The sequence below is a fragment of the Maribacter sp. MAR_2009_72 genome, from assembly GCF_007827235.1.
GTDB lineage: Bacteria > Bacteroidota > Bacteroidia > Flavobacteriales > Flavobacteriaceae > Maribacter > Maribacter sedimenticola.
Map to the genome: position 1 here is coordinate 3,880,096 of NZ_VISB01000001.1, position 26,568 is coordinate 3,906,663.

The 26,568-nt window shown below is 37.6% G+C and carries 28 protein-coding genes and 2 tRNA genes; 20 read left to right on the top strand and 10 right to left on the bottom strand.

From position 1 onward, the window contains the following. Positions 1 to 49: 49 nt before the first annotated feature. Together JM81_RS16255 and JM81_RS16260 are read right to left on the bottom strand one after the other, a co-directional pair. Entirely contained in the window at positions 50 to 1,555 is a 1,506-nt protein-coding gene (locus JM81_RS16255; protein ID WP_144804964.1) for an OmpP1/FadL family transporter, read from the bottom strand. Between the two features lie 31 nt (positions 1,556 to 1,586). Further along, on the bottom strand, positions 1,587 to 2,777 hold the full coding sequence (locus JM81_RS16260) for a hypothetical protein (protein WP_144804966.1): 1,191 nt from the start codon (positions 2,775 to 2,777) through the stop codon (positions 1,587 to 1,589). A 150-nt stretch (positions 2,778 to 2,927) separates the two neighbouring features. Between JM81_RS16260 and proS the strand changes: the two genes are divergently transcribed. The 4 genes from proS (at position 2,928) to rpsT (ending at position 4,991) form a co-directional block, all read left to right on the top strand. Continuing rightward, positions 2,928 to 4,403: a proline--tRNA ligase gene (proS, locus tag JM81_RS16265; protein WP_144804968.1), complete on the top strand. Its 1,476-nt coding sequence runs from the start codon at positions 2,928 to 2,930 to the stop codon at positions 4,401 to 4,403. Between the two features lie 78 nt (positions 4,404 to 4,481). Next, positions 4,482 to 4,553: transfer RNA gene (locus JM81_RS16270), tRNA-Glu, on the top strand. A gap of 59 nt (positions 4,554 to 4,612) precedes the next feature. Then, positions 4,613 to 4,684 (top strand) — tRNA-Glu (locus tag JM81_RS16275). 55 nt (positions 4,685 to 4,739) lie between these two features. Then, on the top strand, positions 4,740 to 4,991 hold the full coding sequence (gene rpsT / locus JM81_RS16280) for a 30S ribosomal protein S20 (protein WP_089259585.1): 252 nt from the start codon (positions 4,740 to 4,742) through the stop codon (positions 4,989 to 4,991). Between the two features lie 233 nt (positions 4,992 to 5,224). Here the strand turns inward: rpsT and JM81_RS18540 are convergent, their stop codons facing one another. From JM81_RS18540 to rho, 4 genes are all read right to left on the bottom strand, one after another. Further along, on the bottom strand, positions 5,225 to 5,467 hold the full coding sequence (locus JM81_RS18540) for a hypothetical protein (RefSeq protein WP_144804970.1): 243 nt from the start codon (positions 5,465 to 5,467) through the stop codon (positions 5,225 to 5,227). 359 nt (positions 5,468 to 5,826) lie between these two features. Continuing rightward, positions 5,827 to 6,501, bottom strand: coding sequence for a hypothetical protein (locus tag JM81_RS16290; protein ID WP_089259587.1), 675 nt, complete (start codon positions 6,499 to 6,501; stop codon positions 5,827 to 5,829). A gap of 21 nt (positions 6,502 to 6,522) precedes the next feature. Further along, the gene (locus JM81_RS16295) at positions 6,523 to 7,188 is read right to left on the bottom strand and encodes a hypothetical protein (RefSeq protein ID WP_144804971.1); all 666 of its coding nucleotides are present in this window, start codon (positions 7,186 to 7,188) and stop codon (positions 6,523 to 6,525) included. Positions 7,189 to 7,374: 186 nt separating this feature from the next. Then, complete coding sequence (gene rho / locus JM81_RS16300) at positions 7,375 to 9,015, bottom strand: transcription termination factor Rho (protein WP_089259589.1); 1,641 nt, start codon at positions 9,013 to 9,015, stop codon at positions 7,375 to 7,377. A 194-nt stretch (positions 9,016 to 9,209) separates the two neighbouring features. On the opposite strand from rho, the gene JM81_RS16305 reads away from it, so the two are divergent. Then, on the top strand, positions 9,210 to 9,620 hold the full coding sequence (locus tag JM81_RS16305; RefSeq protein WP_144804973.1) for a DUF4293 domain-containing protein: 411 nt from the start codon (positions 9,210 to 9,212) through the stop codon (positions 9,618 to 9,620). Positions 9,621 to 9,734: 114 nt separating this feature from the next. Here the strand turns inward: JM81_RS16305 and JM81_RS16310 are convergent, their stop codons facing one another. Beyond that, positions 9,735 to 10,229, bottom strand: a complete 495-nt coding sequence (locus JM81_RS16310; RefSeq protein WP_144804975.1) for a metallophosphoesterase family protein — start codon at positions 10,227 to 10,229, stop codon at positions 9,735 to 9,737. Positions 10,230 to 10,356: 127 nt separating this feature from the next. Between JM81_RS16310 and truA the strand changes: the two genes are divergently transcribed. Beyond that, positions 10,357 to 11,106: a tRNA pseudouridine(38-40) synthase TruA gene (gene truA / locus JM81_RS16315; RefSeq protein ID WP_144804977.1), complete on the top strand. Its 750-nt coding sequence runs from the start codon at positions 10,357 to 10,359 to the stop codon at positions 11,104 to 11,106. Continuing rightward, complete coding sequence (locus JM81_RS16320) at positions 11,099 to 12,865, top strand: ABC transporter ATP-binding protein (RefSeq protein WP_089259592.1); 1,767 nt, start codon at positions 11,099 to 11,101, stop codon at positions 12,863 to 12,865. Before truA ends, JM81_RS16320 begins: the two co-directional genes overlap by 8 nt. Positions 12,866 to 12,901: 36 nt before the next feature. On the opposite strand, the gene JM81_RS16325 is transcribed toward JM81_RS16320, so the two are convergent. Together JM81_RS16325 and folP are read right to left on the bottom strand one after the other, a co-directional pair. Next, entirely contained in the window at positions 12,902 to 13,687 is a 786-nt protein-coding gene (locus JM81_RS16325) for a diadenylate cyclase (protein ID WP_089259777.1), read from the bottom strand. Positions 13,688 to 13,741: 54 nt separating this feature from the next. Continuing rightward, positions 13,742 to 14,515, bottom strand: coding sequence for a dihydropteroate synthase (gene folP, locus JM81_RS16330; protein ID WP_315897756.1), 774 nt, complete (start codon positions 14,513 to 14,515; stop codon positions 13,742 to 13,744). A 153-nt stretch (positions 14,516 to 14,668) separates the two neighbouring features. Between folP and JM81_RS16335 the strand changes: the two genes are divergently transcribed. Genes JM81_RS16335 through JM81_RS16355 form a run of 5 tightly spaced genes read left to right on the top strand, consistent with a single transcriptional unit; the run spans position 14,669 to position 18,270 of the window. Then, a complete protein-coding gene (locus tag JM81_RS16335; protein WP_144804981.1) occupies positions 14,669 to 15,211 on the top strand; it encodes a DUF1599 domain-containing protein in 543 nt (180 codons plus the stop codon). A gap of 10 nt (positions 15,212 to 15,221) precedes the next feature. Beyond that, the gene (locus JM81_RS16340) at positions 15,222 to 16,319 is read left to right on the top strand and encodes a BT_3928 family protein (RefSeq protein WP_144804982.1); all 1,098 of its coding nucleotides are present in this window, start codon (positions 15,222 to 15,224) and stop codon (positions 16,317 to 16,319) included. A gap of 38 nt (positions 16,320 to 16,357) precedes the next feature. Further along, a complete protein-coding gene (gene tpiA / locus JM81_RS16345) occupies positions 16,358 to 17,107 on the top strand; it encodes a triose-phosphate isomerase (protein WP_144804984.1) in 750 nt (249 codons plus the stop codon). A gap of 24 nt (positions 17,108 to 17,131) precedes the next feature. Next, entirely contained in the window at positions 17,132 to 17,974 is an 843-nt protein-coding gene (gene prmA, locus JM81_RS16350) for a 50S ribosomal protein L11 methyltransferase (RefSeq protein ID WP_144804986.1), read from the top strand. A 20-nt stretch (positions 17,975 to 17,994) separates the two neighbouring features. After that, positions 17,995 to 18,270 (top strand): ATP-dependent Clp protease adaptor ClpS, encoded by a 276-nt coding sequence (locus JM81_RS16355; RefSeq protein WP_089259598.1) that lies wholly within the window; start codon positions 17,995 to 17,997, stop codon positions 18,268 to 18,270. Between the two features lie 117 nt (positions 18,271 to 18,387). Here JM81_RS16355 and JM81_RS16360 read toward each other — a convergent pair whose 3' ends face one another. Next, a complete protein-coding gene (locus tag JM81_RS16360) occupies positions 18,388 to 18,609 on the bottom strand; it encodes a hypothetical protein (RefSeq protein WP_089259778.1) in 222 nt (73 codons plus the stop codon). 355 nt (positions 18,610 to 18,964) lie between these two features. Here JM81_RS16360 and kduI point away from each other — a divergent pair, with 355 nt between their 5' ends. From kduI to JM81_RS16400, 8 genes are all read left to right on the top strand, one after another. Further along, positions 18,965 to 19,801, top strand: coding sequence for a 5-dehydro-4-deoxy-D-glucuronate isomerase (gene kduI, locus JM81_RS16365; RefSeq protein WP_144804988.1), 837 nt, complete (start codon positions 18,965 to 18,967; stop codon positions 19,799 to 19,801). Between the two features lie 2 nt (positions 19,802 to 19,803). Beyond that, positions 19,804 to 20,589: a gluconate 5-dehydrogenase gene (locus JM81_RS16370; RefSeq protein WP_186435596.1), complete on the top strand. Its 786-nt coding sequence runs from the start codon at positions 19,804 to 19,806 to the stop codon at positions 20,587 to 20,589. Beyond that, complete coding sequence (gene uxaC / locus JM81_RS16375; RefSeq protein WP_144804992.1) at positions 20,589 to 22,007, top strand: glucuronate isomerase; 1,419 nt, start codon at positions 20,589 to 20,591, stop codon at positions 22,005 to 22,007. Before JM81_RS16370 ends, uxaC begins: the two co-directional genes overlap by 1 nt. Before the next feature lie 23 nt (positions 22,008 to 22,030). Next, positions 22,031 to 23,071, top strand: coding sequence for a sugar kinase (locus JM81_RS16380; protein ID WP_089259602.1), 1,041 nt, complete (start codon positions 22,031 to 22,033; stop codon positions 23,069 to 23,071). Positions 23,072 to 23,142: 71 nt separating this feature from the next. Then, on the top strand, positions 23,143 to 23,814 hold the full coding sequence (locus JM81_RS16385; protein WP_144804994.1) for a bifunctional 4-hydroxy-2-oxoglutarate aldolase/2-dehydro-3-deoxy-phosphogluconate aldolase: 672 nt from the start codon (positions 23,143 to 23,145) through the stop codon (positions 23,812 to 23,814). A gap of 1 nt (position 23,815) precedes the next feature. Then, positions 23,816 to 24,796 (top strand): TRAP transporter substrate-binding protein, encoded by a 981-nt coding sequence (locus JM81_RS16390; protein ID WP_218822479.1) that lies wholly within the window; start codon positions 23,816 to 23,818, stop codon positions 24,794 to 24,796. A 4-nt stretch (positions 24,797 to 24,800) separates the two neighbouring features. Further along, positions 24,801 to 25,259 (top strand): TRAP transporter small permease, encoded by a 459-nt coding sequence (locus JM81_RS16395; RefSeq protein ID WP_261375112.1) that lies wholly within the window; start codon positions 24,801 to 24,803, stop codon positions 25,257 to 25,259. After that, entirely contained in the window at positions 25,259 to 26,554 is a 1,296-nt protein-coding gene (locus tag JM81_RS16400) for a TRAP transporter large permease (protein ID WP_089259780.1), read from the top strand. The genes JM81_RS16395 and JM81_RS16400 overlap by 1 nt, the downstream gene beginning before the upstream one ends. Positions 26,555 to 26,568 lie beyond the last annotated feature (14 nt).

Here is a 26,568-nt window from a genome sequence, read left to right on the forward strand (position 1 = left end):
GTCGTCATAATTGACGACCCTTTATTATTTAGTATACGCTTAAGGTAAATTAAAAATTAATGGTATAACTTAATGTTGTATTGGTGTTAATCCTGTCTATGTTTGCGGGGGTAGTTAATCCGGCATCGAAAAAGCGCTCGTCTACATCTTGCTGAGAACGACTTAAGGCAAAGTCCAACCTACTACCTCCAAAATTATAACCTATACCACCAGAAATTGCATTTAAATCACCTACGGTATTGCCATTGGTGAACGGACTTTGTTCAAATCTATATCCAGCACGTAAGCTAACCTGTTCTATACGATACTCACCACCTAACCTAAATGTGGAAACTGTGCCCAATTCATTAGAAATTTGGTCGTTTACGGTCTGAAAACTTGGGTCATTGGCAGGACGAAGCTCAGTATTGGAAAAATCCTGAAAACCATAATCAAAACTCAACAATCCATTTTTGGCAAAAACCATGGCCAAACTACCGGTTAACTTGCTAGGGGTTTTAACGGTATATGTTTCAAACACATTAATTATATTGAAATTGATAAAATTGATATCAGAATCTGCTAGATCGGAATTTATTCGTTGCGAAAAATCTTCGTTTAGACGATACCAAGTAGGAGATTGATAACTTGCTCCCATTCGTAAGTAATCATTTAGTTTGGCTATGGCACCTAGGCTAAATGAAAAACCGTTTCCTTCGGTATTTAAATAATTGTCAAAAGTTGTATTTTGAATTTCCGAATTACCATCATAACCACTTTCTGTAAACTGATCATATTTAGTATATAGAATATTATGAAAGTTCAAAGAAGCCCCCATGTAAATATTTTCTTTAAACTGAGACCCCATGTTCAACGTAAATTTACTGTTGTATCCTGTAGTTCTTCTAATAAAATCTTGATTAACTGAGCTATATGATGCATTACTAATGTAATCCGTATTCGCGTCATCGTCTACCAATGGGTCCAAAATACCTCCATAATAACCTAAAAAAGCTTGTTGGTCCCTAAATCCTTGTCTGGCACCTATATCGAGATAGGCCTCTTCCAAAAATTCACCATCCTGCAAAAGAATTGAACTAAAAGGGGTGCCCTGTGCATAACTTAAAAAGTAATTATCAATACCCTGGGTCGTATTGCCTGATGCCCTAAATTCATTATCAAAATTATTGATCACATCATAATTAAAGGCCAATGAAAATTTTTGCCAGTCAGAATTTTGATCGGTACTTCTAAATACGAACGTTCCCCCAATTTGATTTAATTCCAAATTATTGGTTTTCGTACCAATAGTTGTACCAAAATAGTTGGTTTCATTATCGACATTATAGGAAGAACCTGAAATGGTAAACAAACTATTATTGAATACGGCGGAACCGGCAGGGTTAATATTCAATGCGGATAAATCGCCGCCAAGTGCTCCAAAGGCTCCACCCATAGCTTGAAATCTAGCTGTGCCCTGAAGATTTTCATTGCTATAGCGCAAGGCTTCATTAATATTTTGTGCATTACCAACTGCGCATAACAATATGGTTATGAAAGTGATATATCTTTTCATACAATCTTTTTAAATTTAAGTATACGTGTAATTAATTTCTTCTTCCGCCACTTCTGCTGGAAGATGAAGAACCTGAAGAACGAGAGCTACTACCACTTGAACTTCTCATGGATCCGGAACTTCTAGAACTGCTACCACTTGAACTTCTCATTGTACCAGAACTTCTGGAACTACTATTTCCTGAACTACGAAACGTACTATTGGTAGACCTGCCTGTAGAGTAATTGTTTCCGCTACTTCTGTAGGACGATGTTCTTGGGGTAGCTATTCTACTACTGGACCTAGTTGTTCCATTATAGTATCTGCTACTTATATTTGCATTTCTTGAGGAATTATACCTTGGTACGGCCCTTGTACTTCTACTGGTCCTATATGCCCTATTTTGGTCCACACCTACGGTTCTCCTAGTAGTGGTAGTTCCAGAATACGTTCTTGAACTACGTGTATTGGCAGAACTACGGGCGGTAGCGGTCCTTGAAGTTGTAGTCCTATATCTGGGGGAATCCCCTCTGGTATTCACGTTAGACCTACCTCTTAAGGCAGTTGCGCTAGTAGTATTGTTCGATCTAGTATAATTGCCCCTCCTCGTATTATTATAGGCATAACTTCTGTTTACAAATCTGTTATTGCGGTTATAATACCTGTTTCCATATCCATATCCATAATTGTAATAAGGATAGTTCCAGCCAAAACCAAAACCGGCATAGCCAAAACCAAAACCGCGATAACCGAAACCGCCATAATTCCAATTATTCCAACGGTTCCATCCCCATGGACTAAACCATCCATAGCCATAATAAGGTCCATAACCGTAATTCCATCCCCAAAGTGGACTTGCCCAACCAAAGCCGGCCACACCCCAATTGTTCCATCCGTTATCATAAAAATTTATGCTAACACTAGTGGCATTATCTCCCCAACCTCCATAACCTTGATAGTCATTTTCAGTTGAATAATAATCCGTTAATTGCCCATCTTCTATATTTAGGGTATCCGTATTGGATGAATAGGAATCAATATCTGTAAAAATCTCACTATCCAATATTTCATCATATTGGGATGCTTTTTCCCCAAAATAAGCACTATAGGTGTTTTCTTCCTGATTTTGAGTCTGAGCAGGTCTTTTTTCTACCATTCTAGGAGCATTATCAGAATAAATGCCATCATTGTCATAATAAGAGGCCTGTTCATACGATCCGCATGAAGCTGCTACTATGGCCATGGTTAGCAGTATTGTTATGTTGCGAATTTTGTTGTGGGGTATTGAATATATCATCGGATCAAAATTATATTGTTGAACATATTAAAAATAACTAGTTTTACCCAATTATTATATTATAATATTCACAAAATTTGTGCCAAACTCCAGATAATGAGTAAAAATTTGACTAAGAGAAGTGAGGATTATTCCAAATGGTATAACGAATTAGTAGTTAAGGCAGACCTTGCCGAAAACTCCGGCGTTAGGGGGTGTATGGTAATAAAACCATACGGTTATGGTATTTGGGAAAAAATGCAAGCAGGCTTGGATAAAATGTTTAAGGAAACAGGTCATGAAAATGCTTATTTTCCTTTGTTCATTCCTAAATCCTATTTTAGTAGGGAAGCTAGCCATGTGGAAGGTTTTGCTAAAGAATGTGCGGTAGTTACCCATTATAGGCTTAAAAATGCGGATGATGGAAGTGGTGTTGTCGTAGATCCTGAAGCAAAATTAGAGGAGGAGTTGATCGTAAGACCAACATCTGAAACCATTATTTGGGATACCTATAGAAAATGGATCCAAAGCTATAGGGATTTGCCGTTGTTGATAAATCAGTGGGCAAATGTTGTGCGTTGGGAAATGCGAACCAGGTTGTTTCTTAGAACATCAGAGTTTTTATGGCAAGAGGGGCATACTGCACATGCTACGGAGCAAGAGGCTATTGCCGAAGCCGAACAGATGATGAACGTATATGCGGATTTTGCCGAGAACCATATGGCCGTTCCCGTTATTAAGGGGACAAAGACAGAAAGTGAACGTTTTGCAGGAGCCTTGGAAACATATTGCATAGAGGCTTTAATGCAAGACGGCAAGGCTTTACAGGCGGGAACATCACATTTTTTAGGTCAAAATTTTGCAAAGGCCTTTGACGTTAAGTTTGCTACCAAAGAAGGTGGTAAAGAATATGTTTGGGCTACCTCTTGGGGGGTGTCCACTAGATTGATGGGGGCTTTGATTATGACGCATAGCGATGATAACGGCTTGGTAATTCCTCCAAAATTGGCCCCAATACAAGTTGTAATCGTTCCAATTTATAAAGGTCTTGACCAACTTGACCTCATTTCCGAAAAAGTTATGCCTTTGGTTAAGGAGTTGAGGGAAAAAGGAATTTCGGTTAAATTTGATAATAGGGATACCCATAAACCTGGGTTTAAATTCAACGAATATGAATTAAGAGGTGTACCGGTAAGATTAGCGGTAGGACCAAGGGATCTTGAAAATGGTACATTTGAGGTGGCACGTAGAGATACCTTGGAGAAAGAAACGGTAATGGCGGTAGATGTTGTGGATAAAATAGTGTTCTTGCTTGATGATATACAGAAAAACCTTTATCAAAAAGCATTGGATTTTCGCACAGGGCACATTACAAAAGTTGATTCTTACGATGAGTTTAAAAAAGTTTTAAAAGAAAAAGGTGGTTTTATTTCTGCCCATTGGGACGGTACCAAGGAAACCGAGGAACGTGTCAAAAATGAAACAAAAGCCACTATTAGGTGTATTCCAATTGATGCCGTTGCTGAGGATGGGGTATGTATGGTAAGCGGCAAACCATCTAATAAAAGGGTGTTATTTGCTAAAGCATATTAATTTTTTTAAAAAATAATATTCAGGTGTTGTGATAGTAAAAAATATTTGTATTTTTGCATCCGCAATTGCACAAAGTATGGTCCGTTCGTCTAGGGGTTAGGACGCCAGGTTTTCATCCTGGTAACAGGGGTTCGATTCCCCTACGGACTACTAAGCATTTTTGGATTTAGTTCTTTAATTGCTATTTTTAAGTTCAAGTTTAAGATTATGGTCCGTTCGTCTAGGGGTTAGGACGCCAGGTTTTCATCCTGGTAACAGGGGTTCGATTCCCCTACGGACTACTAAAAAAACATTTTCAGGATTTTAATAAATCCTATAAACAAATTAAGAGATAAAATGGCAAATCACAAGTCAGCGTTAAAGAGAATCAGAAGAAACGAAGCAGTACGTTTACGTAACAAATATCAGCACAAGACAATGCGTAACGCATTGAGAAAATTACGTGCAGAGGAGGATAAAAAGGCTGCTGAAACCTTGTTTCCTACTGTTGTTGGTATGATCGATCGTTTGGCTAAGCGTAATATTATCCATGATAATAAGGCGGCCAACTTAAAAAGTAAACTAGCTAAGCATGTAGCTGCTTTATAATACCGTATTTTAATAGTATAAAAAGCCTTCCTTTTTTAGGAAGGCTTTTTTTATTTACAACCATTATAATAATGTGCGGTTAGCGTTGGTAACCTATATAAAGTTAATTCTACCAACCGTACCTGGGTGTGACTCTTTTCATGGATATAAAACCTATGATGAAGCAAGTATACATTGCCGCAATAGAAGCGTAATGCAAATTGGTTAGACCAAGTTGAATGTATATGTCATATTTAAACGAAAGTAGATACATGGTTATAGGATAGCAGCTGTAGAAGATTAGTAATCCTGTACTTACCCAAAAGAGTAGTGTAGTATAACGTTGTGTTCTTGGAATCTTGGGAATTTAATACCCTCAAATAAGTTAGTGCCCCAAATATAAGTAGTAACGACCCAATAATAATTGCCAAAGCTTGTGGTTCTGTATAAAAATCTTGTATCCATAAATTAATAATACAGGCAAGTAAAAATGCCATACCTCCATATTTGATTATTTTTTTATGTACAGTATTTGTGGATAGTTTGTAGTAGATGTACAGAAAATAGAGATAGAAGATTATGTCAAATATGTTGAAAATTGGCGTATTGTAATTATAGTATTCTTTTTTGTATATAATTTGAATATCATCAATATCACGAATGATCATACCAAATAATTCTGTTAACAAAGTGTAGGTGAAAAGTATAGGTAAATACTTTAGTATGGAATTGTAATAGTGTTTATATGTGCCAATGGACAATACTAAGGCCAGTGCATAAAAAAGGATAAAGTAATTATTTATAAGGTATTCCAATATCTTTTAGCGCTAGGGTAACTATGATTATTTATTAATGATTATCTAAATGCCAATTTTCTGCTTTTTAAAAAACCGAAAATGAATAAAGTGTACATTATAACTATTAATACATTTAGTAAGGAGCGCAAATCATATTTAACCCAAATCTCATATTGAGTGTATCCTATGACGTATATAACTGGAAATATGGAATAAAATATGAATAGGGCCAAGCTAACCCAGAACATAAGGTTATGTGCCTGGTAAATATCTTCATCCAATTCCTTTTTGTCCTTAAAATATAAGACAATGCAAATGACCAATAACCATGAACTAATGGCCAATGCATAATATAAATTGGTCTCTAGCGGATTTTGAAAAAAGGTGCTGACAATGTATGCAATCAAAAAAATAAAGAAGAATGAAAATATATACTTTTTATAACGCTTGTTATGTATGAGCTGCCAATAGACTCGATAAAAAAATGCAAAGAAAATTAGGGCGTATATATTATAAATTACATCGTTGAAATTACTGTATTGCACATTTTGAAAGAAGGAAATTTCATCATAGGTGCGTACCAAATAGCCTAATACTTCATTAAAGAAAGTATAGGCAATAATAATTGGAAAGTATTTTAAAACAGTATCGTAATATTTTCTATATGAAGCTAGCGACACAAATAATGTTATCGCATATACCAACATGTAATAATTATCCTTAATGAAAGACATATGTGATATGCATAAGCTAAATTAGAAATCTGTTTTTGGCGGCGGACCACCTTGGCCAAAATTTAAAGCTAAACTTTTACTGTCCTGTAAATTTGAGTTTAAGGTAAAGGTGGGCATTATACCTGCATGGGCTTTTTGTGTTTGGCCTATATGTACACCAATTCCGTCTGTGCTAGAATCTCTCCAATCCTTTATCAATTCTGCCTTGCCGTTACTTCCAATAAAAAATCCATAATTAATCCCGCCCTTATCCAAGGTTGGAACCATAAAAATTGAGTTCTGTCTTTTGTGGATTACTTTTTTGCCATTAGGAAATTTATCGGAGTTGGGATAGTTGGCAAAATATAATCTTAATTTTGTTACTTTATTAACTCCCGCATCTTTCGCTTCTTGATCTATGTATGCTATGTATTGCTTAATGGTGTCATAATCGAAATCCACAAATCTTCCGGCTGTAAAGTCTTCATCTTGTTCTCTTTGTTGCTCGTATGGTTCAATAAGTGTTACTCTGTGTTTTGTATAATTGTCATAAATGACATTTGCCTCATCCAAAGAAATGATATTGGCGGGAGCCTCTACTACTGGAGGAACTGGTTTTTCTTTTTTTGGTTCTTGGTTGCAATTTACTATACTTAACATTAATAATGAACATAACATTAGTGTAGCAATGGAATTTGGTCTTTTCATTTTCCGGGAATTAAGGTTATTAATGAGAAAATTGTTAAAAGACTGGGGGTGGTTCTTTTATTATTATGTTAAAGATATAAAAAAATAGTAGTGATAACGATTTGCCAGGGGTCAAGAATGTGTTATTTAAAGAATAAAAAAAGCCCGATTTCATTTGAAATCGGGCTTTTTATTAATTTTTATAAATTACTGATTCATGGTCATTAGGAACTCTTCATTGTTCTTGGTTTGTTTAAAACGCTGTTCAATAAACTCCATTGCCTCTACCGGATTCATATCTGCAAGGTATTTACGCATTATCCACATACGTTGCAATGTATTTTCATCCAGTAACATATCATCTCTTCGTGTACTCGATGAGGTAAGGTCAATAGCAGGGAATATTCTTCTATTGGCAATTTTACGATCCAATTGAAGTTCCATGTTGCCTGTACCTTTAAACTCCTCAAAGATTACCTCGTCCATTTTTGAACCGGTCTCTGTTAATGCCGTTGCAATGATCGAAAGTGATCCGCCTCCTTCAATATTACGTGCTGCACCAAAGAATCGTTTAGGTTTGTGCAACGCATTGGCATCCACACCACCACTTAATACCTTACCTGACGCTGGCTGCACCGTGTTATAAGCTCTGGCCAAACGTGTTATGGAATCAAGAAGGATAACTACATCATGACCGCACTCTACCAATCGCTTGGCTTTTTCCAATACAATATTGGCAACGCGAACATGTTCTGTAGGTTCCTTGTCAAACGTAGAGGCGACTACTTCCCCACGAACATTACGTTGCATGTCCGTAACCTCTTCAGGACGTTCATCGATCAATAATATTATCTGGTAAACTTCTGGGTGATTGGCGGCGATACCATTGGCTATATCCTTTAATAGCATGGTCTTACCAGATTTAGGTTGCGACACGATCATACCTCTCTGCCCTTTTCCAATTGGAGAGAACAAGTCTATAATCCTTGTGGATATGGTGCTTTGGCGCTCTGCTAAATTAAATTTCTCTTGCGGAAATAATGGGGTCAAATGCTCAAAGGACACACGGTCACGAACTATTTGGGGATCAATACCATTGATTTTGTTGACCTTTATCAATGGAAAATATTTTTCACCTTCTTTTGGAGGCCTTACATTGCCCAATACCGTATCCCCTGTTTTTAATCCAAAAAGTCTTATCTGTGACTGGGAAACATAAATATCATCGGGTGAAGAAAGGTAATTGTAATCAGAGGAACGTAAAAATCCATAGCCGTCCTGCATAATATCCAAAACACCTTCACTAGCTATTATAGAATCAAATTCGTATTCTGGCTCTTTATATCTATTCTTAAGGTCTTTGTCAAAATTGCTTTTGTCGTGTTGAACCCTAGGATTTGGTTTTTTGTTCTGGTTGTTTTGAGAAGAATTTTTCTGATAATCCTTTTTGTTATTGCTTGAATTGGAAGCTTTAGGTCGTGGTCTGGGCCTAGGCTTTGGAGTTTCCGTACTTTCCTTGGAACTCTTTTCCGCAATATCCTCGCTCTTGGTGGATTCTTCTCTTGTGTTGGTATTAGATTCTTTGGTTGCATCTTTTGAAACACGTGGTCTTGGCCTTGGTTTTGGCTTGGACTTAGGTTTTTCTTCAGATGATGGGCTGTCTTCTTTTGTTTCTGTCTTAGCGGGAGCTATTGCCGCGGCGACTTTGGGGTTGGCAGCTTGTAAGTCCAAAATCTGGTAGACTAAATCTAATTTTTTTAAAGTTTTGAATTTTGGAACTTTAAGTCCTTTAGCTATTTCCTGAAGCTCAGGTAGCTTTTTTGATTTTAAATCTGAAATCTCAAACATTAAATAGTCGAATAAATTATAAGTAATTTGTATTGTAAGAAGTATATTATATTAAGGGTAATCTCAAGGAATGTTTTCCTTCTTGGTAGGCGTTATAACATGATAACGAAGCAATATTACAAATTATTTTGAATAAAAGAGTCATAAATTTTGAAAAGACCTGTATTTTTGCACTGTAATGTGGTAATAAATTTATGATTCAGAGAATACAGAGTGTTTTTTTATTAATTGTCGCCATTCTTACAGGTGTATTGCCTTTTTTTCTAAATCTTTGGGTAGATATAGATGGCACAGAGGTTTTCGCCAATAATGATATGATTATTTCCATAGCTTTCTATGCCGGTGCCGTTTTGGCGATATGGTCTTTAGTAAGTTTTAAAAATAGAAAAAATCAGTTTGTTATTAACAGGCTGAACATGATATTGAACGTTATTTTATTAGGATTTTTTGTTTACCGATCACTAAACTTATCCGGAGAAGCTTCGGTTTCTGAGAAGGGTATTGGGATGCTGATTCCAGTATTTTCTATCGTTTTTTTAGCTCTTGCAAATAGGGCCATAAAGAAGGATGAAGATCTTGTAAAATCTGTTGATCGTTTGCGTTAAACCTAACATCTTAGTAGTATTAGTGCGTAAAACCCGGGGTAGTTTCCGGGTTTTTTTATTTTATTGAACAAATCATTGGTCACAAAACATTTTGTTGATTTTGTGCATTTAAGATTAGCGTTTGCCTAATTCTATAATTTCTAAATGCTTAATTTCTTCCTTGTCTATTATAAAACGTAGCATGGTACGTACCTGATGAAATCCGTGTTTGCCACATGCGCCAGGATTCATATGTAATGAACCTAATTTTTTATCCCACATGACCTTGAGTATATGAGAATGGCCACTTATAAATAGTTTTGGCGGATTTTCTTTTATAATATCACGGGTCCTCATATTGTATTTAGGCGGGTAACCTCCAATATGGGTAATCCATACATCAACATTCTCACAAAAAAACCTATTGTTCTCCGGAAATTCTTTTTGGATGATATGATCATCAATATTTCCGTGAACAGCCTTTAAAGGCTTTATATTGCTAATGGCGTCCGTAACCTTTAGTGACCCAATATCGCCTGCATGCCAAACCTCGTCCGCCCATTGAGCATGTTTAAGAATGGCTTGGTCCATATAGGAATGGGTGTCCGAAAGCAATAAAATTTTGGTCATTACAATTATTATTGAAAGAGGTTCATGGTATTTTACACACACGGTCAAATATAAAGGAGTTGTTCAAGGGTGTTATAAAACGTATCCTTTTTAATACCTTTGCGAAATACAAAATTACCACATCCTTTTGAGATTCTTCATTCAATTTTCATACTTTGGAAAAGCGTATCACGGCTGGCAAAATCAACCCAATGCCATAACGGTGCAAGAAGTTCTTGAAAAGGCCATGGCAACCATATTAAATCAGCCAATTGCTCTTACGGGAGCGGGTAGAACAGATGCAGGTGTCCATGCCAAGGAAATGTATGCCCATTTTGATATTGAAGAATTAAGGCACATACCTGATTTTATTTTTAGATTAAATTCTCTGCTACCGGAAGATATTGCCGTAAAACAAATATTACGAGTTATTGATGATGCCCATGCGCGGTTCAACGCCCGGTCCAGAACCTATGAATATCATATCACAAAGGTTAAGAATCCATTTTTCAGCGATACGGCCCATTTTGTAAGAAAGGATTTAGATGTAAGTAAAATGAACAAGGCAGCCTCGTTATTGATCGGTAAAAAGGATTTTGAATGCTTTTCTAAATCCAATACTGATGTATTTACGAATATTTGCGACCTTACACTGGCCAATTGGAAGCAGGACCAAGACCATCTGATCTTTACCATAACGGCAGACCGATTTTTACGGAATATGGTACGCGCAATTGTAGGAACATTGATCAATGTGGGTATTGGTAAATATGATCCGGACTATGTTAATACCATATTAAAAAGTAAGGATAGGTCCATGGCCGGGGTTTCTGTACCCGCAAAAGGATTATATTTGACCTCTATTGTATACCCCAATACTATTTTAAAGAATGGATAAGGATTCTGGCAAAGCATTTGACACTCGTCTTTTTAAACGCTTAATGGCCTATACCCAACCGTACAAGATTACGTTTTATGGGGTTGCCCTTGCGGCCATTTTATTATCTGGATTTGCGGTACTTACCCCTTTGATCGTCAAGAAAATTATTGATGATGCCATTAAACAGGGCAACGAGCAAATGTTACTCTATTTAATCATTGCCATGTTGGCCGTATTGATAGGACAGGTTATTAGTCAGTTAGCCTTTAATTATTATGCCAATTGGTTGGGGGAATCTGTTATTAAAGATGTACGTATAGACCTTTTTAAAAAAATGCTTGGTTTTAAAATGAAGTATTTTGACAATTCTTCATTGGGCGTTTTGGTGACCAGGGCGGTGGCAGATATGCAACGTATTGGTGAAATTTTCAGTCAAGGTTTTTTTGTTATTGTGGCCGATCTATTAAAAATGGCGGTGGCGGCGGTGGTAATGATTATCATTAATTGGAAACTGTCTCTCATTGTATTTTCATTACTGCCCATTATTCTATATGCAACCAGATTGTTCCAAAAAGCAATGAAGGTTGCCTTTACCGAAGTTAGGGCAGAAGTATCCAACTTGAACTCTTTTGTTCAGGAACGTATAACGGGCATGAAGATAGTGCAGTTGTTTACTAGGGAAAAAATAGAAAGTGATAAGTTTAGGCAAATAAATGAAAAACATAAAAAGGCGTGGTTAAAGACGGTATGGTACAATTCTATTTTCTTTCCCATTGCTGAAATTGTCTCTTCCATTACCGTTGGCTTGATCGTTTGGTATGGCGGTTTGCAAAATGTGGCGAATATATCTACGGATATTGCAGGTACGGTATTTGCATTTATTATGCTCATAGATTTATTGTTTAGGCCATTACGCCAAATAGCGGATAAATTTAACACCTTACAAATGGGTATGGTGGCCGCAAATAGGGTGTTTAAAATTTTGGATACGGATAGCCATATACAGGATTTGGGTACAATTGAAAGGGAACAGGTAAAAGGTGACATTAAATTTGACAATGTTAGTTTTGGGTATTTGGAGGATGAAGAAGTACTGCACGGAATTTCATTTGAGGTAAAGGCCGGGGAAACCATTGCCATTGTAGGGGCTACTGGGGCCGGTAAGAGTACGATCATAAATTTATTGAACCGTTTTTATGAAATTAATTCCGGTACCATTGCTATTGATGGTATTGATATTAAGGATTACAACCTTGCATCATTACGTTCCCACATTGCAATTGTATTGCAAGATGTCTTTTTGTTTGCGGATACCATTGCCAATAATATTTCCTTGAAAAACCCTGCCATAAGTGTGTCGGATATTGAAATGGCCGCCAAAGCTATTGGTGTAGATGAGTTTATTTCCAGTTTACCGGGCGGATATCAATATAATGTAAAAGAAAGGGGAACAATGCTTTCAAGTGGACAGCGTCAGTTGATCGCTTTTTTACGTGCTTATGTAAGTAATCCCAGTATCTTGATTTTGGATGAAGCCACATCTTCCGTAGATACCTACAGCGAGCAGTTGATTCAATTGGCTACGGATAAGATTACAGAAGGTAGAACTTCCATTGTAATAGCACACCGTTTGGCCACCATTAAAAAAGCGGATAAGATTATTGTTATGGATGCAGGTAATATCGTAGAAACGGGGACCCATAAGGAACTCCTTAAAAAGAAGGGGTATTACAGTAATTTATATGAAGCACAATTTTTAGCGGAGGAAGTGGCGTAGAATTATAGGATATTAATTATTGAACAGGCTAGTTGCTTAAATTAAATCCTGTTTAAGCATGGTACCCAACTGGGTGATGGAATCATAGGTTACAAATTCACCATTTTTTATATAGGAAATCAATCCGGTCTCCTCACTGACTACCAAGCACAGGGCATCGGTTTTTTCACTAATACCCACGGCTGCCCTATGTCGTAATCCAAAGCGAAGGGGAATATTGCGTTCATTGGAAACAGGTAATATAACTCTTGTGGCCACAACAAAATTACCGGAAATTACAGCAGCACCATCATGTAACGTACTGTTCTTGTAAAAAATACTTTCCAAAATAGGCTGATTGATTTCTATATTCATACGATCTCCCGTAGATTTTATAAATTCAAGGGAATTGCTACGTTCAATAACTATTATTGCGCCGGTTTTGGAACTTGCCATTTTTTCGCAAGCTTTAAGTATGGAGTCTACATCGGTATCGGTAGATATTCCTTCTTGTTTTAGAAACTTAAAATGTTTTACAAAATTTCTTTTATTGGCAAAATTGGTGGAACCGATCATCAATAAAAATTTTCTTATCTCTTGTTGAAATACTATGATCAAGGCAATTAGCCCTACCTGCATGAAGGCACCAACCATACTGCTGATCATCTGCATATCCAATAATTCCGTCAGTTTCCAGAAAGCCCAGACGATTACAATTCCTATAAAGATGTTGATGGCCACGGAGCCTCTAACCAGCTTGTAGATATAATAGAGTAGCACGGCAACAAAAATGATGTCCAGGACATCGGTAATCTTAAAGTCAATAAAATTTAAAAAATCCAATCCGTACCGTTTTAGTAAAATTAAGAAAATAGATTGCAAGAATTTAATATAAACTTAGGCATTTAATTGTTCATATAACTTTATACATTCCCAAGCTTCCCTAACATCATGTACCCGTAAGATATTGGCACCCTTTTGCAGACATACCATATGTAGTGCAGTAGTACCGTTCAATGCATTATCTGGCTGGGTCTGTAATGTTTTGTAGATCATTGATTTTCTGCTTATACCTGCTAAAATGGGTCTGTCCGTCATCTGTAATAGTTCCATTTGCTTTAAAAGATCAAAACTTTGTAACCTATTTTTGGCGAAACCAAAACCTGGATCAATGATGACATCTTTAATACCTAATGATTTTGCTACACCTAGACGTTCGGAAAAGAAAACAAGCATCTCTTTTAACAGGTCCCTATAGTCTGTCTGTTCTTGCATATTTTGAGGAGTTCCCCGCATATGCATCATAATGTAGGGTATATTTAAACGAGCCACCGTTTTTAGCATATTGTTATCCTGCATTCCTGCGGAGATATCATTGATCATAGCCGCACCATGGTCAATACAAGTTTTTGCTATAGTACTTCTAAACGTATCTACGGATATCATGGTATCTGGAAATTTATGCAAGATCAAATCTATGATCGGGACTATACGTTGCATTTCTGTCACTTCATCTACTTCTGCGGCTCCAGGTCTTGTGCTGTAGGCGCCAACATCTATAAAGGTTGCTCCGTCGGTGAGCATTTTTTCAACTTGGTTTAAAATACTATGCTGATCTTGGTATTCTCCGCCATCAAAAAAAGAATCTGGGGTTACGTTCAATATACCCATTATCCTAGGTTGCTCCAGCGAAATTATATTACCCTTGCAATTTATCGTCATATCAATATTTAATAGGAATTTGTGGCATTTTCCAAGTTTAAACCATCAATCTTGATGGTTACGAATATTTAAGCGAAATTTACACAAATTAGATAGAAATACATGCTAGACACGGCAAAGGAATACGATGAGGTAATTCAGGTTTGTATGAATCTGTACGAGAATAAGATGTCAGATTATGGTAGTGCATGGCGAATTTTAAGATTGCCGTCCTTAACTGATCAAATCTTCATAAAAGCACAACGTATACGAAGCCTTCAGGAAAATGACGTCCGTAAGGTTGATGAAGGTGAGCGATCAGAATTTATCGGGATTATCAATTATGCGGTAATGGCACTCATTCAGTTAGAACTAGGGGTTGCGGACCAGCCAGATTTGGATACGGAAAAAGCGGTTGCTTTATATTCTAAACATATTCAGATTACTAAGGAACTCATGCTGAACAAAAATCATGATTACGGAGAGGCTTGGAGAGACATGCGGGTGAGTTCATTAACGGACCTTATTCTGCAAAAACTGTTACGCGTAAAACAGATTGAGGACAATAAGGGAGAAACCCTGGTAAGTGAGGGCATTGATGCCAACTATCAGGATATGATCAACTATGCAGTATTTGCACTCATTCACTTAGGATTGGAAAAATAAAACAAGGACAATGAAATATTTGGTAGGAGTTGTACGCATATTTGTTGGTATTTTATTTATCATCAGTGGATTTATTAAATTGAACGATCCCGTTGGTTTTTCATTTAAATTGGAAGAATATTTTAGCCAAGGCGTTCTTGACCTGCCTTTTCTAATGCCTTTTGCACTGGCTATATCCATAGCCGTGGTCGTAATAGAGGTCATGGTGGGTGTAATGTTAATTCTTGGTTATAAACGCAAGTTTACAATATGGACATTATTGGCCATGATCGTTTTCTTTACGTTCCTTACTTTTTATTCGGCCTATTTTAATAAGGTGACGGATTGTGGTTGCTTTGGCGATGCCATAAAACTGACGCCGTGGGAGTCGTTTACAAAAGATGTGGTGTTACTGGTTTTAATACTGATCATTTATGCCGGAAGAAAATACATTACCCCATTGGTAAATACAAAAACTACATCAACAGTAATGGTTGCGGCCCTTATAGCTTGTTTAGGATATGTATATTATGTGTTGAATCATTTACCTGTAATTGATTTTAGGCCTTATGAAATTGGTAAGAACATAGAAGAAGGAATGTCCGTTCCGGAAGATGCACCCAAGGCATTGTTTGAGTATAGGTGGAAATTTAATGTTAACGGAAAGGAAGAAATTCATATTTCCAATGGAGATTACCCTACTGTTGATGGTGAGTTTATAAGTATTGAAACAGAGGAAATTCAAGCAGGTTACGAACCTCCCGTACATGATTTTACAATTGAGCAAGATGGGGAGGATTTTGCGGGCACCTTACTTCAAGAACCTAAATTGGTTATGGTGATAGCCTATGATCTAAGAAAATCCAACCTAACGGTTTTTAACGATGTAAAAAAGGTTATGGACAAAGCTTTAAAGTCCGGATATAAAGTTATAGGGATGTCTGCTTCGGGACCTGATCAAACCAATATTTTGGTAAAGGAATATAATTTGGGCTTCGACTTTTATTTTACGGACGAGACTACTCTAAAAACAATTGTGAGGTCTAACCCGGGTGTATTGGTATTGGAAAAAGGAACCATTATGCAAAAGGTTCATTACAACGATTTGGAACAGTTAAAGTTCAATTAACGATTTAAAGCGAATTAATATAATTAGAAATAATAAAAATGAGAGCAAAAATAGTAGCTGGAAACTGGAAAATGAATAAAAATTTAGCGGAAACGGAAGCCCTTTTGGCAGAATTGTCCGCTAAATTACCTGATACCAATGCAGAAGTTATGGTAGCACCTACTTATGTAAACCTTTCAAGTGCCGTGCGTGCTCTTGACGGTTCTAAGATAGAAGCTATTGCACAGAATATGCATTATGCGGAAAGCGGTGCGTTTACTGGGGAAATTTCAGCAGATATGTTATTGAATATAGGTGTGGATACTGTAATTATAGGCCATTCTGAAAGAAGGGCATATTTTATGGAGAGCGATGAAATATTGAGAAAGAAAGTAATAACCGCACTACAAAAGGGAATGCGGGTTATGTTCTGTTTTGGTGAAGAATTGGAGGATCGTAAATCGGGCAATCATTTTAAATTGGTAGAAAGCCAGTTAAAAAACGTTCTATTTAATTTAGATCCTTCTGCTTGGACAAATATTATCTTGGCCTACGAGCCAGTTTGGGCCATAGGCACAGGAGAAACCGCTTCTCCGGAACAGGCGCAGGAAATGCATGCTTTTATCCGTAAGACCATAGCAGAGGCCTTTGATAGCACCATAGCTACAAATGTCACTATTTTGTACGGAGGTAGTGTTAAACCGGGTAATGCCGAAGAAATATTCTCTAAGCCAGATGTGGACGGTGGTCTAATTGGTGGCGCTTCATTGGTGGCCGATGATTTTGTGGCCATCATCAACGCAATTTAACTGGAAAATTCGCTACATGTAGGCATGAGCAACAATATGATATATATAGAGTACCGTTTTACGGTGCAACCTCCAGAACCAGCTTCAGATATTCTTATTGCCCAATTGGGTGAAGCTGGTTTTGAGAGTTTTGTAGAAGAGGAAGACGCAATTTTGGCCTATATCCAAAAGGAAGATTGGTCTATGGATATTTTGAACGATATCGACATTCTTTCCAATCCAAATTTTGAAATCGATTATGCGTTCAAGGAAATAGAGCAGGAAAATTGGAACGCCACCTGGGAACAGAATTTTCAGCCAATTGTAGTTGATGATAGATGTATGATAAGGGCTCCTTTTCATGAAACTATGAGCGGCGTAGAATATGATATCGTTATAGAACCAAAAATGAGTTTTGGTACAGGTCATCATGAAACTACCCACATGATGTTACAGCATATACTTCAATTGAATTTGGAAGGTAAAGTTGTTTTGGATATGGGAAGTGGAACAGGTGTTCTGGCAATTTTAGCGGCCTTAAGGGGCGCTGCTCTTGTTGATGCCATAGATATTGATAATTGGTGCTATGTAAATGCAAAGGAAAACGTAGCGCGTAATCAAATAGATAACGTCCAGGTGTACGAAGGTGATGTCTCGTTAGTTTCCGGAAAATCTTACGACTTAATAATCGCAAATATTAATAGAAATATTTTGTTGGCAGATATACCGGCATATTCCAAGGCTTTGAATAAGGATGGTATTTTACTCTTAAGTGGATTTTATACCGAAGATTTGGATATGATCACGGAAAAATGTAAAATTAATTCGTTAAAATTTGTAAAAAATATTGAACGGAATAATTGGGTTGCAGCAAAATATGTAAATTAGACTGTATTAATTTTATTGAGATGAGCATAAAAGAAGAAATTTCCGAAGAACTACTTTTAGAAGAAGAAACGGTTCAGCAAAATGAAATCGTTCTTTTTAATGATGAAGTCAATACTTTTGATCATGTAATCAATACCCTGATCTCTGTGTGTGAGCATTCACCGGAACAAGCGGAGCAATGTTCATTAATAGTTCATTATAAAGGAAAATGTACCGTAAAAACTGGCGAGTTTGAAGAATTAAAGCCACAATGTTCAAGATTGTTACAAGCGGGACTAAGTGCGGAAATTGTTTAGATCGTTATATATAAAACTTTTTATTCATTCCTAAAATAGGTTTGCAAATACTATATAATTTAAAAGACCCCTTTAGATGAAGGGGTCTTTTAAATTAAAATAGATAATGAATTTAAATTATACCAAAGGTACACCATTCAATCTCTTCTCAATCTTTTTCTTTTTAACGGTAACTTCTTTCATGACCTCCATTAAATTAGGGTCTTTAGTTTCCTTATATATTTCATTAATACTTAAAATAAGTGATTTTGCCTCTCTTGACGCTTCTACTCGGTCACTAGTAGACATATTACTCATTTTCCGACCTATAAACTCTTGAGCTTTTTCAAGTAACTCCATTTGCTGCTTTTTTTTCAAAGTTAACATAATATTCAAATTACGCAATTCTTTGTCAATTGTATATACTTATAGGGCAATTAGATAATAGTATTTGTGAACAATTTAACTAAAATGAGGCTAAATAAATTACAAATGACCTAATTCCAAGATTTTTTAAATTTCTCCCAAGCTTTTTTTGTTTCATTTTTATTGTTTTTTGTACGTAGACCAGTATTTTTAGTAATATGTAACTATAAATTAAATTATAGTTAGAATCAAGTATAATTTTTAAGATTAAATATATTTTTAAGATTAAATAGTTGTCGATTCTTTAAAATCCATTATATTCGTGTAATCGATTGCATAAAATAATAATATGACTAATTACGAATTTAGATATGCTGCTCATCCTGTTGATAGTAGAGCATATGGTACAGATGAACTAAGAAAGGAATTTCTAATACCAAAACTATTTATAAAGGATAGTGTACAACTTACGTATTCCATGTATGATAGATATATTGTAGGTGGCGTTATGCCGGTAAATACATCTGTGAAGTTAGAAACGATACCTTATTTAAAATCTGAGAATTTTTTAGATCGTAGGGAACTTGGAGTGGTCAATGTGGGTGGAAAAGGCAAAATTACGGTCGATGGCACATCTTACGAACTTTCCAAAAAAGAAGCGTTATATGTGGGTCAAGGTGCCAAGGATGTCATCTTCGAAGCTGTAGATGGAGAACAACCTCTATTTTATATCAATTCCGCTCCTGCACATAAAAGTTTTCCTACCAAAAAAGTTGGGGCAAATGAGGCAGAAGTTATCCAGTTGGGAGATGAGAAATATGCAAATAAGCGAATATTGAACAAATTGATCGTAAATAGTATTGTGCAAACTTGTCAATTACAGATGGGACTTACCGAACTTTTGCCGGGCAATGTTTGGAACACGATGCCTGCGCATACGCACAATAGAAGAATGGAAGCATATTTCTATTTTGATGTGGAAGAAGGCCAGACCGTTTGTCATTTCATGGGAGAACCACAGCACACTAGGCATATATTTATGGAAAGTAACCAAGCGGTGCTTTCTCCGGAATGGTCCATTCACTCTGGCTCTGGTACCTGTGCATATTCCTTTGTATGGGGTATGGCCGGAGAAAATTTGGATTATGGGGATATGGATGTTTGTGCGCCTAACGAATTAAGATAATAATGAATATGTTTGATCTAACGGGAAAACGTGCGTTGATTACAGGAGGTACCCATGGTTTGGGCATGGCAATGGCGGAAGGACTTGCCAATGCCGGTGCGGAACTGGTCATTACTGGGACCACGCCCGCCAAAATGAATGATGCACTGTTGGCATATAAAGAAAAGGGATATAAGGCCTCTGGTTATATATTTGATATTACAGATGATAAATTGGCAGCTAAAAAGGTAGAGGAAATAGTTGCCGAAGGTGGTGAGATCGATATTTTGGTGAACAATGCGGGTATTATAAAACGTGAACTTGCCACTACTATGCCCGTTGACGATTTTAGACGGGTAATTGAGGTTGACCTCGTAGGGGCATTTATAATGTCGCAATTGATCGGGAACAGGATGATCAATAACGGAGGGGGAAAAATCATCAATATCTGTTCCATGATGAGCGAGTTGGGGAGAAATAGTGTGTCCGCATATGCGGCCGCCAAAGGAGGATTAAAAATGCTGACCCGCAATCTTGCCACGGAATGGGCCAAACATAATATTCAGGTAAACGGTATTGGACCGGGTTATTTTGCAACATCGCAAACAGCCCCTATTCGGGTTGATGGGCATCCTTTCAATGAATTTATTATTAATAGAACTCCTGCCGCAAGATGGGGAGACCCTCAGGATTTAGCGGGAACGGCAGTTTTTCTGGCTTCAAAGTCAAGTGATTTTGTGAACGGACAGATTATATACGTTGACGGTGGTATTTTGGCCACCATTGGTAAACCATCAAATGAAAATTAATGAGTACTTCGGCTTCAATCAACACTACGTTTATCAATGATGATTTTCTTTTGGAAAATAAATTTTCTCAAAGACTTTATCATGAGTTTGCGGCTCCTATGCCAATCATAGATTATCATTGCCATTTACCCCCCAATGAAATAGGATCCAACAGAAGTTTTGAAAACCTTACCAAAATTTGGATCAATGGTGATCATTACAAATGGCGTGCTATGAGGACTTTCGGTATAGATGAAAAATATATTACCGGAAACGCACCCGATAAGGAAAAATTTATACAGTGGGCCAAAACGGTTCCCTATACCTTAAGGAACCCTTTGTATCACTGGACACATTTAGAATTGCAAAGGTATTTTGATATCAATATGCTTCTAAATTCAAATACGGCAAACGCTATTTATGATGAGGCTACTTCCAAACTTCAAACTAAGGCATTTACTTGCCAAAACCTGATCAATAAAATGAATGTTGAGGTCATTTGTACTACAGAAGACCCCATTGATAGTTTGGACCATCATATACAGATTGCCAACAGCAATTTTGATGTTAAGGTAAGTACGGCCTTTAGGCCGGATAAGGCCATTTTGATAACCACAGGTACTTATTTGGAATATCTAGATAAATTATCGGGCGTGAGCGGCGTTTCCATAGATTCCTTTAAGTCGCTTTGTGATGCATTGAGCTTACGTTTGGATTATTTTGATCAGCATGGCTGCAAGTTGTCCGATCATGGCTTAAGCTATGTTCCCTACCGTGAATTTACGGAAACGGAAATTGAATCAATATTTCAAAAGAGAAGAAATAAAGAGGAGTTGAGTCTAGAGGATGATGAAAAGTTCCAAACCGCTATTTTACTGTTTTTGTGCAAGCAATACCATCAGCGCAATTGGATCCAACAGTTTCATTTAGGAGCCTTAAGGAACAACAATGCTAGAATGAACCGTATTCTAGGTCCTGATACGGGTTGGGATTCCATTGGGGATTATGCGCAGGCAGCCACCTTGTCCAAGTTTTTAAATAGATTAGATGCCAGTGATCACCTTGCAAAGACAATTTTATACAATTTAAACCCAGCCGATAATGAAGTGTTGGCCACAATGATCGGTAATTTCAATGACGGTAAGGTAAAAGGAAAAATGCAATTTGGATCAGGTTGGTGGTTTTTGGATCAAAAGGATGGTATGACTAAGCAGATCAACGCCCTTTCAAACATGGGACTGATTAGCTGTTTCATTGGTATGCTCACAGATTCCAGAAGCTTTTTGTCCTATCCTAGGCATGAATATTTTAGAAGGGTATTATGCAACCTTTTTGGTCAGGAAATGCAAAACGGCGAACTGCCAAAGGATTTTGACCTGGTTGGGGGTATCGTGCAGGATATATGTTATAACAACGCAAAAGAATATTTCAATTTTTAAATCAAATTACAATTCAATAAATAATGAAAAAAGTAGTCACTTTTGGTGAAATCATGCTTAGATTATCACCTCCTGGATTTTTAAGATTTTCTCAAGCCAATGAGTTCGATGTAGTATATGGCGGAGGTGAATCCAATGTTGCCGTATCATTGGCAAATTATGGGGTTCCCGTAGATTTTGTGACCCGTTTGCCTAAAAATGATATTGGTGAATGTGCTTTAATGGAAATGCGCAAAAGAGGAGTGGGCACTAGTAAAATTGTCTTTGGCGGAGACCGTTTGGGGATATACTTCTTGGAAACAGGTGCAGTAAGCCGTGGTAGTAAAGTCGTCTATGACCGTGCACATTCCGCAATTGCGGAAATAGAATCCGGTATGATTGATTGGGATGATGTTTTTGACGGTGTGGAATGGTTTCACTGGACAGGGATTACACCGGCAATTTCCCAAGGTGCGGCAGATGTTTGCCTAGAAGCGGTCAAGGCGGCAGCAAAAAAAGGAATTACAATATCAACAGACTTGAACTACCGGGCCAAATTATGGAAGTATGGTGGCGATCGCGAAAAGATAATGACAGAACTTACTTCCTATTGTGATATCATTTTAGGAAATGAGGAAGATGCCGAAAAACATTTTGGTATCCACCCAGAAGGACTGGACGTTCATAAGGATGGTGCAGATGTAAAGGCAGAAGCTTTTTTATCGGTATGTAAGCAAATGATGAAAAAATTTCCGAAAGCAAAGAAAGTAATTACCACTCTTAGAGGCTCAATATCTGCTTCTCATAATACATGGGCAGGAGTACTTTGGGATGGTGAAAAAATGTACGAAACGCGTCAGTACCAAATTACTGATATTGTAGATAGAGTAGGAGGCGGAGATTCATTTATGGGCGGATTGATCTATGGCTTGCTTAAGTACCCAGAAGACGATCAAAACGCTTTGGATTTTGCGGTTGCGGCATCATGTTTAAAACATACCATCAAAGGAGATGCAAATTTATCTACCATAGAGGAAGTAGAAAAATTAATGGGAGGAGATGCCTCTGGTAGGGTAGCTCGTTAAGAAAAAATAACAAATATTGGTCGGTACTTGATGTACAGGTAGCGGCCAATTTTAAAGTACAGAAAAATAAGATGGCACAATATACAAGATTGGAAGTTGCGGCGGTAATGAAGGAAACCGGTATGGTACCTTTATTTTACCATCCGGACATAGAGCTAGGAAAAAAAGTTATGAAAGCCTGCTATGATGGCGGGGCTAGATTGATGGAGTTTACGGCAAGGGGCGATTTTGCCTTTGAAGTATTTTTGGAATTGAACAAATTTGCGGTAAATGAATTACCGGGCATGATCATGGGTGTTGGTTCTATTACCGATGCCGCCGCCGCAAGTTTTTATATGCAGATGGGCGCAAATTTCATAGTAACCCCTTCCTTACGTGAAGATATTGCCATTGCATGCAATAGAAGAAAGGTATTATGGTCACCAGGATGTGGCTCTTTGGCAGAGATCAATAGAGCGGAAGAATTAGGATGTGAAATCATTAAACTGTTTCCGGGCTCTACCTATGGACCCGGATTTGTAAAGGCAATTAAAGGACCACAACCTTGGACCAGTGTTATGCCAACAGGTGGCGTAAGCACGGAGGAAAGTAACCTTAAAGGTTGGTTTGATGCCGGTGTAACCTGTGTTGGTATGGGTTCCCAATTGATCAGTAAGGATGTGCTTGCCAATAAGGATTATGCAGGTCTAGAAAAAAAAGTGGCAGATGCCATGGCACTTATTAAAAAGATCAGATCAAATTAAAATGATGACACGCAAAAGTTTTTTAACCCTATTAATATGTACCATAACCTTTTTTGGATGTGGTGTGGACAATGAAACAAAAACAATCCGTCTAGGGCATGGATTAGACGTAAGTCATTCTGTCCATAAGGCTATGGTGAAAATGGGGGAAGATTTACTGGAGCGTTCGGGTGGTAGACTTAAATTGGAGATCTATCCCAGCCAACAGCTAGGTACGGAGCGGGAATGTTTGGAACTATTACAAATTGGTAGTCTTGACATGACAAAAGTATCCGTAGGTGTACTTGAAAATTTTGCACCTAAAACCAGGGTTCTAGGTCTTCCGTTTTTGTTTAGAGATAGACAACATTCTTTTAATGTCCTTGACGGACCTATTGGTCAAATGTTATTGAACGAAGGTGAAAAATACTGGCTAAAGGGCTTGGGTTATTATGATGCCGGTAGTCGTAGTTTCTATACGATGAACAAACCTATAGAAAAACCAGCAGACCTTGAAGGGGAGAAAATAAGGGTTATGGAAAGTGTTACTGCCGTAAATATGGTTAAGGCCCTAGGTGGATCGCCTACACCAATTTCTTGGGGAGAGTTATATACTTCCTTACAACAGGGGGTTGTGGACGGTGCCGAGAATAATCCGCCAAGTTTTTATCTCTCCCGTCATTATGAAGTCTGTAAATATTATTCCTTGGATGAGCATACGGTGCTGCCAGATGTGTTACTCATAGGCACCTATGTTTGGAACAAGTTGTCTCAACAAGAACAAATGTGGTTAAGTCAAGCGGTGAAAGAGTCCGTAAAGTATCAACGTATTCTTTGGGCAGAGGCAGAGGCAGAGGCATTGCGCGAGGTGCAAAAGGCAGGCGTTGTAGTCAGTAGACCGGATAAAACCTTGTTTGCCGAGAAAGTACAGGGCATCTATGAAAGTTATAAGGATGACGCAGAAATATACCCTTTGATCAAAAAAATTCAAGAAACCCAATAAAGTAATGAGACGTAAAATAGATGCTGTTTTAAGCAGAACATTGATCGTAATTATGGCCGTAATGGTCATTAACGTATTATGGCAGGTGTTTACAAGGTACGTAACCGGTAACCCTAGCTCCTTTACCGATGAATTAGCCAGATATTTAATGATATGGATCGGTGTTTTAGGAGCCGCATATGTTTCCGGCAGAAATTTACATGTGGCCATAGATATTTTGCCCATGCGCCAAAATAAAAAAACACAAAAAAAACTAAAGACCATTGTAACCATGCTGGTTATTCTATTTGTCTTTTTTGCATTTGTAATTGGGGGGTCTAGATTGGTATATATATCCTATGTTTTAGGACAACAATCCCCAGCATTACAGGTACCATTGGCTTTGGTTTATATTATTATTCCTATAAGTGGATTGTTGATCATGTATTACAAAATTTCGGATTTAAATACTAAAGAATTATGATGGAGCAAATTCCTATACTCGTATTGGTCATAAGTTTTGTTTGCCTGCTGGCTATTGGTACACCGGTTGCATGGAGCATTGCCATATCTTCATTATTGACTATGTTGGTAAGTATACCGGCAATGCCTGCTTTTACCACTGTATCTCAGCGTATGGCCACAGGTCTGGATAGTTTTGCGCTTTTGGCCATTCCGTTCTTTATATTATCGGGAGAGCTTATGAACAAGGGCGGTATTGCAAACCGGCTTATAGCATTTGCCAAAACGTTGGTGGGATCATTACCGGGCGGACTGGCACTTATCAATGTCATTGCGGCCATGTTAATGGGCGCCATAGCTGGATCGGCAATGGCTTCCGCTTCCGCAATGGGAAGTATCCTAGGCCCTGAAATGGAAAAGGAAGGTTATTCCAAAGAATTTGGCGCCGCGGTAAATATTACATCGGCCACAACGGGCTTAATTATTCCACCCAGTAATGTGCTTATCGTATATTCCCTGGCCAGTGGAGGGGCATCTATTGCAGCCTTGTTCTTGGCAGGATATATTCCCGGTATCATGACCGGATTATTTTTGATGATCGTTGCGGCGTTTTGGGCAAAAAAGAAAAAGTATAAAATAGGGAAACGAAGTTCGTTAAAGGAAGTAAGCAAAACCTTTATCGATGCAATGCCAAGTTTATTTATGCTCGTAGTGGTTATTGGCGGTATAGTTACCGGCATTTTTACTGCTACGGAAGCTTCGGCAATTGCAGTGTTGTACAGCTTGATACTTGGATTTGTATATAAGGAAATCGATTTTAAGAACCTTCCTCAAATACTACTGGATTCCTCCGCAACCACAGCAATTGTAATGTTATTGATAGGATCTTCTATGTGTATGTCATGGGCCTTGTCCTATGAGAACATACCCCAGGACATTAGTAGTGGACTATTAAGTTTAAGTGACAACAAAATCGTAATTCTATTGATTATCAATCTATTGTTATTATTTGTGGGCATTTTCATGGATATGACACCGGCTGTCCTCATTTTTACCCCCATCTTTTTACCTGTGGTAACCAAATTAGGACTTGATCCCGTACATTTTGGAATCATTATGGTCCTAAATCTTTGTATAGGTCTTTGTACTCCCCCCGTGGGATCGGTGCTCTTTGTTGGGGTCGGGGTGGCCAAAACCACCATAGAAAAAGTATTTAAACCATTGTTGCCGCTATTTATAGCTATGATCGTTGCATTATTCTTGGTAACCTATATACCTCAATTGAGTTTGTGGTTGCCTAGCCTATTCGATCTTTAAGAATCATCTATCTG

Coding starts and splice junctions, on each gene's coding strand:
- JM81_RS16255 (WP_144804964.1), bottom strand. CDS start 1,555: ATGAAAAGATATATCACTTTCATAACCATATTGTTATGCGCAGTTGGT.
- JM81_RS16260 (WP_144804966.1), bottom strand. CDS start 2,777: ATGGCCATAGTAGCAGCTTCATGCGGATCGTATGAACAGGCCTCTTAT.
- proS (WP_144804968.1), top strand. CDS start 2,928: ATGAGTAAAAATTTGACTAAGAGAAGTGAGGATTATTCCAAATGGTAT.
- rpsT (WP_089259585.1), top strand. CDS start 4,740: ATGGCAAATCACAAGTCAGCGTTAAAGAGAATCAGAAGAAACGAAGCA.
- JM81_RS18540 (WP_144804970.1), bottom strand. CDS start 5,467: ATGGCATTTTTACTTGCCTGTATTATTAATTTATGGATACAAGATTTT.
- JM81_RS16290 (WP_089259587.1), bottom strand. CDS start 6,501: ATGTCTTTCATTAAGGATAATTATTACATGTTGGTATATGCGATAACA.
- JM81_RS16295 (WP_144804971.1), bottom strand. CDS start 7,188: ATGAAAAGACCAAATTCCATTGCTACACTAATGTTATGTTCATTATTA.
- rho (WP_089259589.1), bottom strand. CDS start 9,015: ATGTTTGAGATTTCAGATTTAAAATCAAAAAAGCTACCTGAGCTTCAG.
- JM81_RS16305 (WP_144804973.1), top strand. CDS start 9,210: ATGATTCAGAGAATACAGAGTGTTTTTTTATTAATTGTCGCCATTCTT.
- JM81_RS16310 (WP_144804975.1), bottom strand. CDS start 10,229: ATGACCAAAATTTTATTGCTTTCGGACACCCATTCCTATATGGACCAA.
- JM81_RS16320 (WP_089259592.1), top strand. CDS start 11,099: ATGGATAAGGATTCTGGCAAAGCATTTGACACTCGTCTTTTTAAACGC.
- folP (WP_315897756.1), bottom strand. CDS start 14,515: ATGGGTATATTGAACGTAACCCCAGATTCTTTTTTTGATGGCGGAGAA.
- JM81_RS16335 (WP_144804981.1), top strand. CDS start 14,669: ATGCTAGACACGGCAAAGGAATACGATGAGGTAATTCAGGTTTGTATG.
- JM81_RS16340 (WP_144804982.1), top strand. CDS start 15,222: ATGAAATATTTGGTAGGAGTTGTACGCATATTTGTTGGTATTTTATTT.
- tpiA (WP_144804984.1), top strand. CDS start 16,358: ATGAGAGCAAAAATAGTAGCTGGAAACTGGAAAATGAATAAAAATTTA.
- prmA (WP_144804986.1), top strand. CDS start 17,132: ATGAGCAACAATATGATATATATAGAGTACCGTTTTACGGTGCAACCT.
- JM81_RS16355 (WP_089259598.1), top strand. CDS start 17,995: ATGAGCATAAAAGAAGAAATTTCCGAAGAACTACTTTTAGAAGAAGAA.
- JM81_RS16360 (WP_089259778.1), bottom strand. CDS start 18,609: ATGGAGTTACTTGAAAAAGCTCAAGAGTTTATAGGTCGGAAAATGAGT.
- kduI (WP_144804988.1), top strand. CDS start 18,965: ATGACTAATTACGAATTTAGATATGCTGCTCATCCTGTTGATAGTAGA.
- JM81_RS16370 (WP_186435596.1), top strand. CDS start 19,804: ATGAATATGTTTGATCTAACGGGAAAACGTGCGTTGATTACAGGAGGT.
- uxaC (WP_144804992.1), top strand. CDS start 20,589: ATGAGTACTTCGGCTTCAATCAACACTACGTTTATCAATGATGATTTT.
- JM81_RS16380 (WP_089259602.1), top strand. CDS start 22,031: ATGAAAAAAGTAGTCACTTTTGGTGAAATCATGCTTAGATTATCACCT.
- JM81_RS16385 (WP_144804994.1), top strand. CDS start 23,143: ATGGCACAATATACAAGATTGGAAGTTGCGGCGGTAATGAAGGAAACC.
- JM81_RS16390 (WP_218822479.1), top strand. CDS start 23,816: ATGATGACACGCAAAAGTTTTTTAACCCTATTAATATGTACCATAACC.
- JM81_RS16395 (WP_261375112.1), top strand. CDS start 24,801: ATGAGACGTAAAATAGATGCTGTTTTAAGCAGAACATTGATCGTAATT.
- JM81_RS16400 (WP_089259780.1), top strand. CDS start 25,259: ATGGAGCAAATTCCTATACTCGTATTGGTCATAAGTTTTGTTTGCCTG.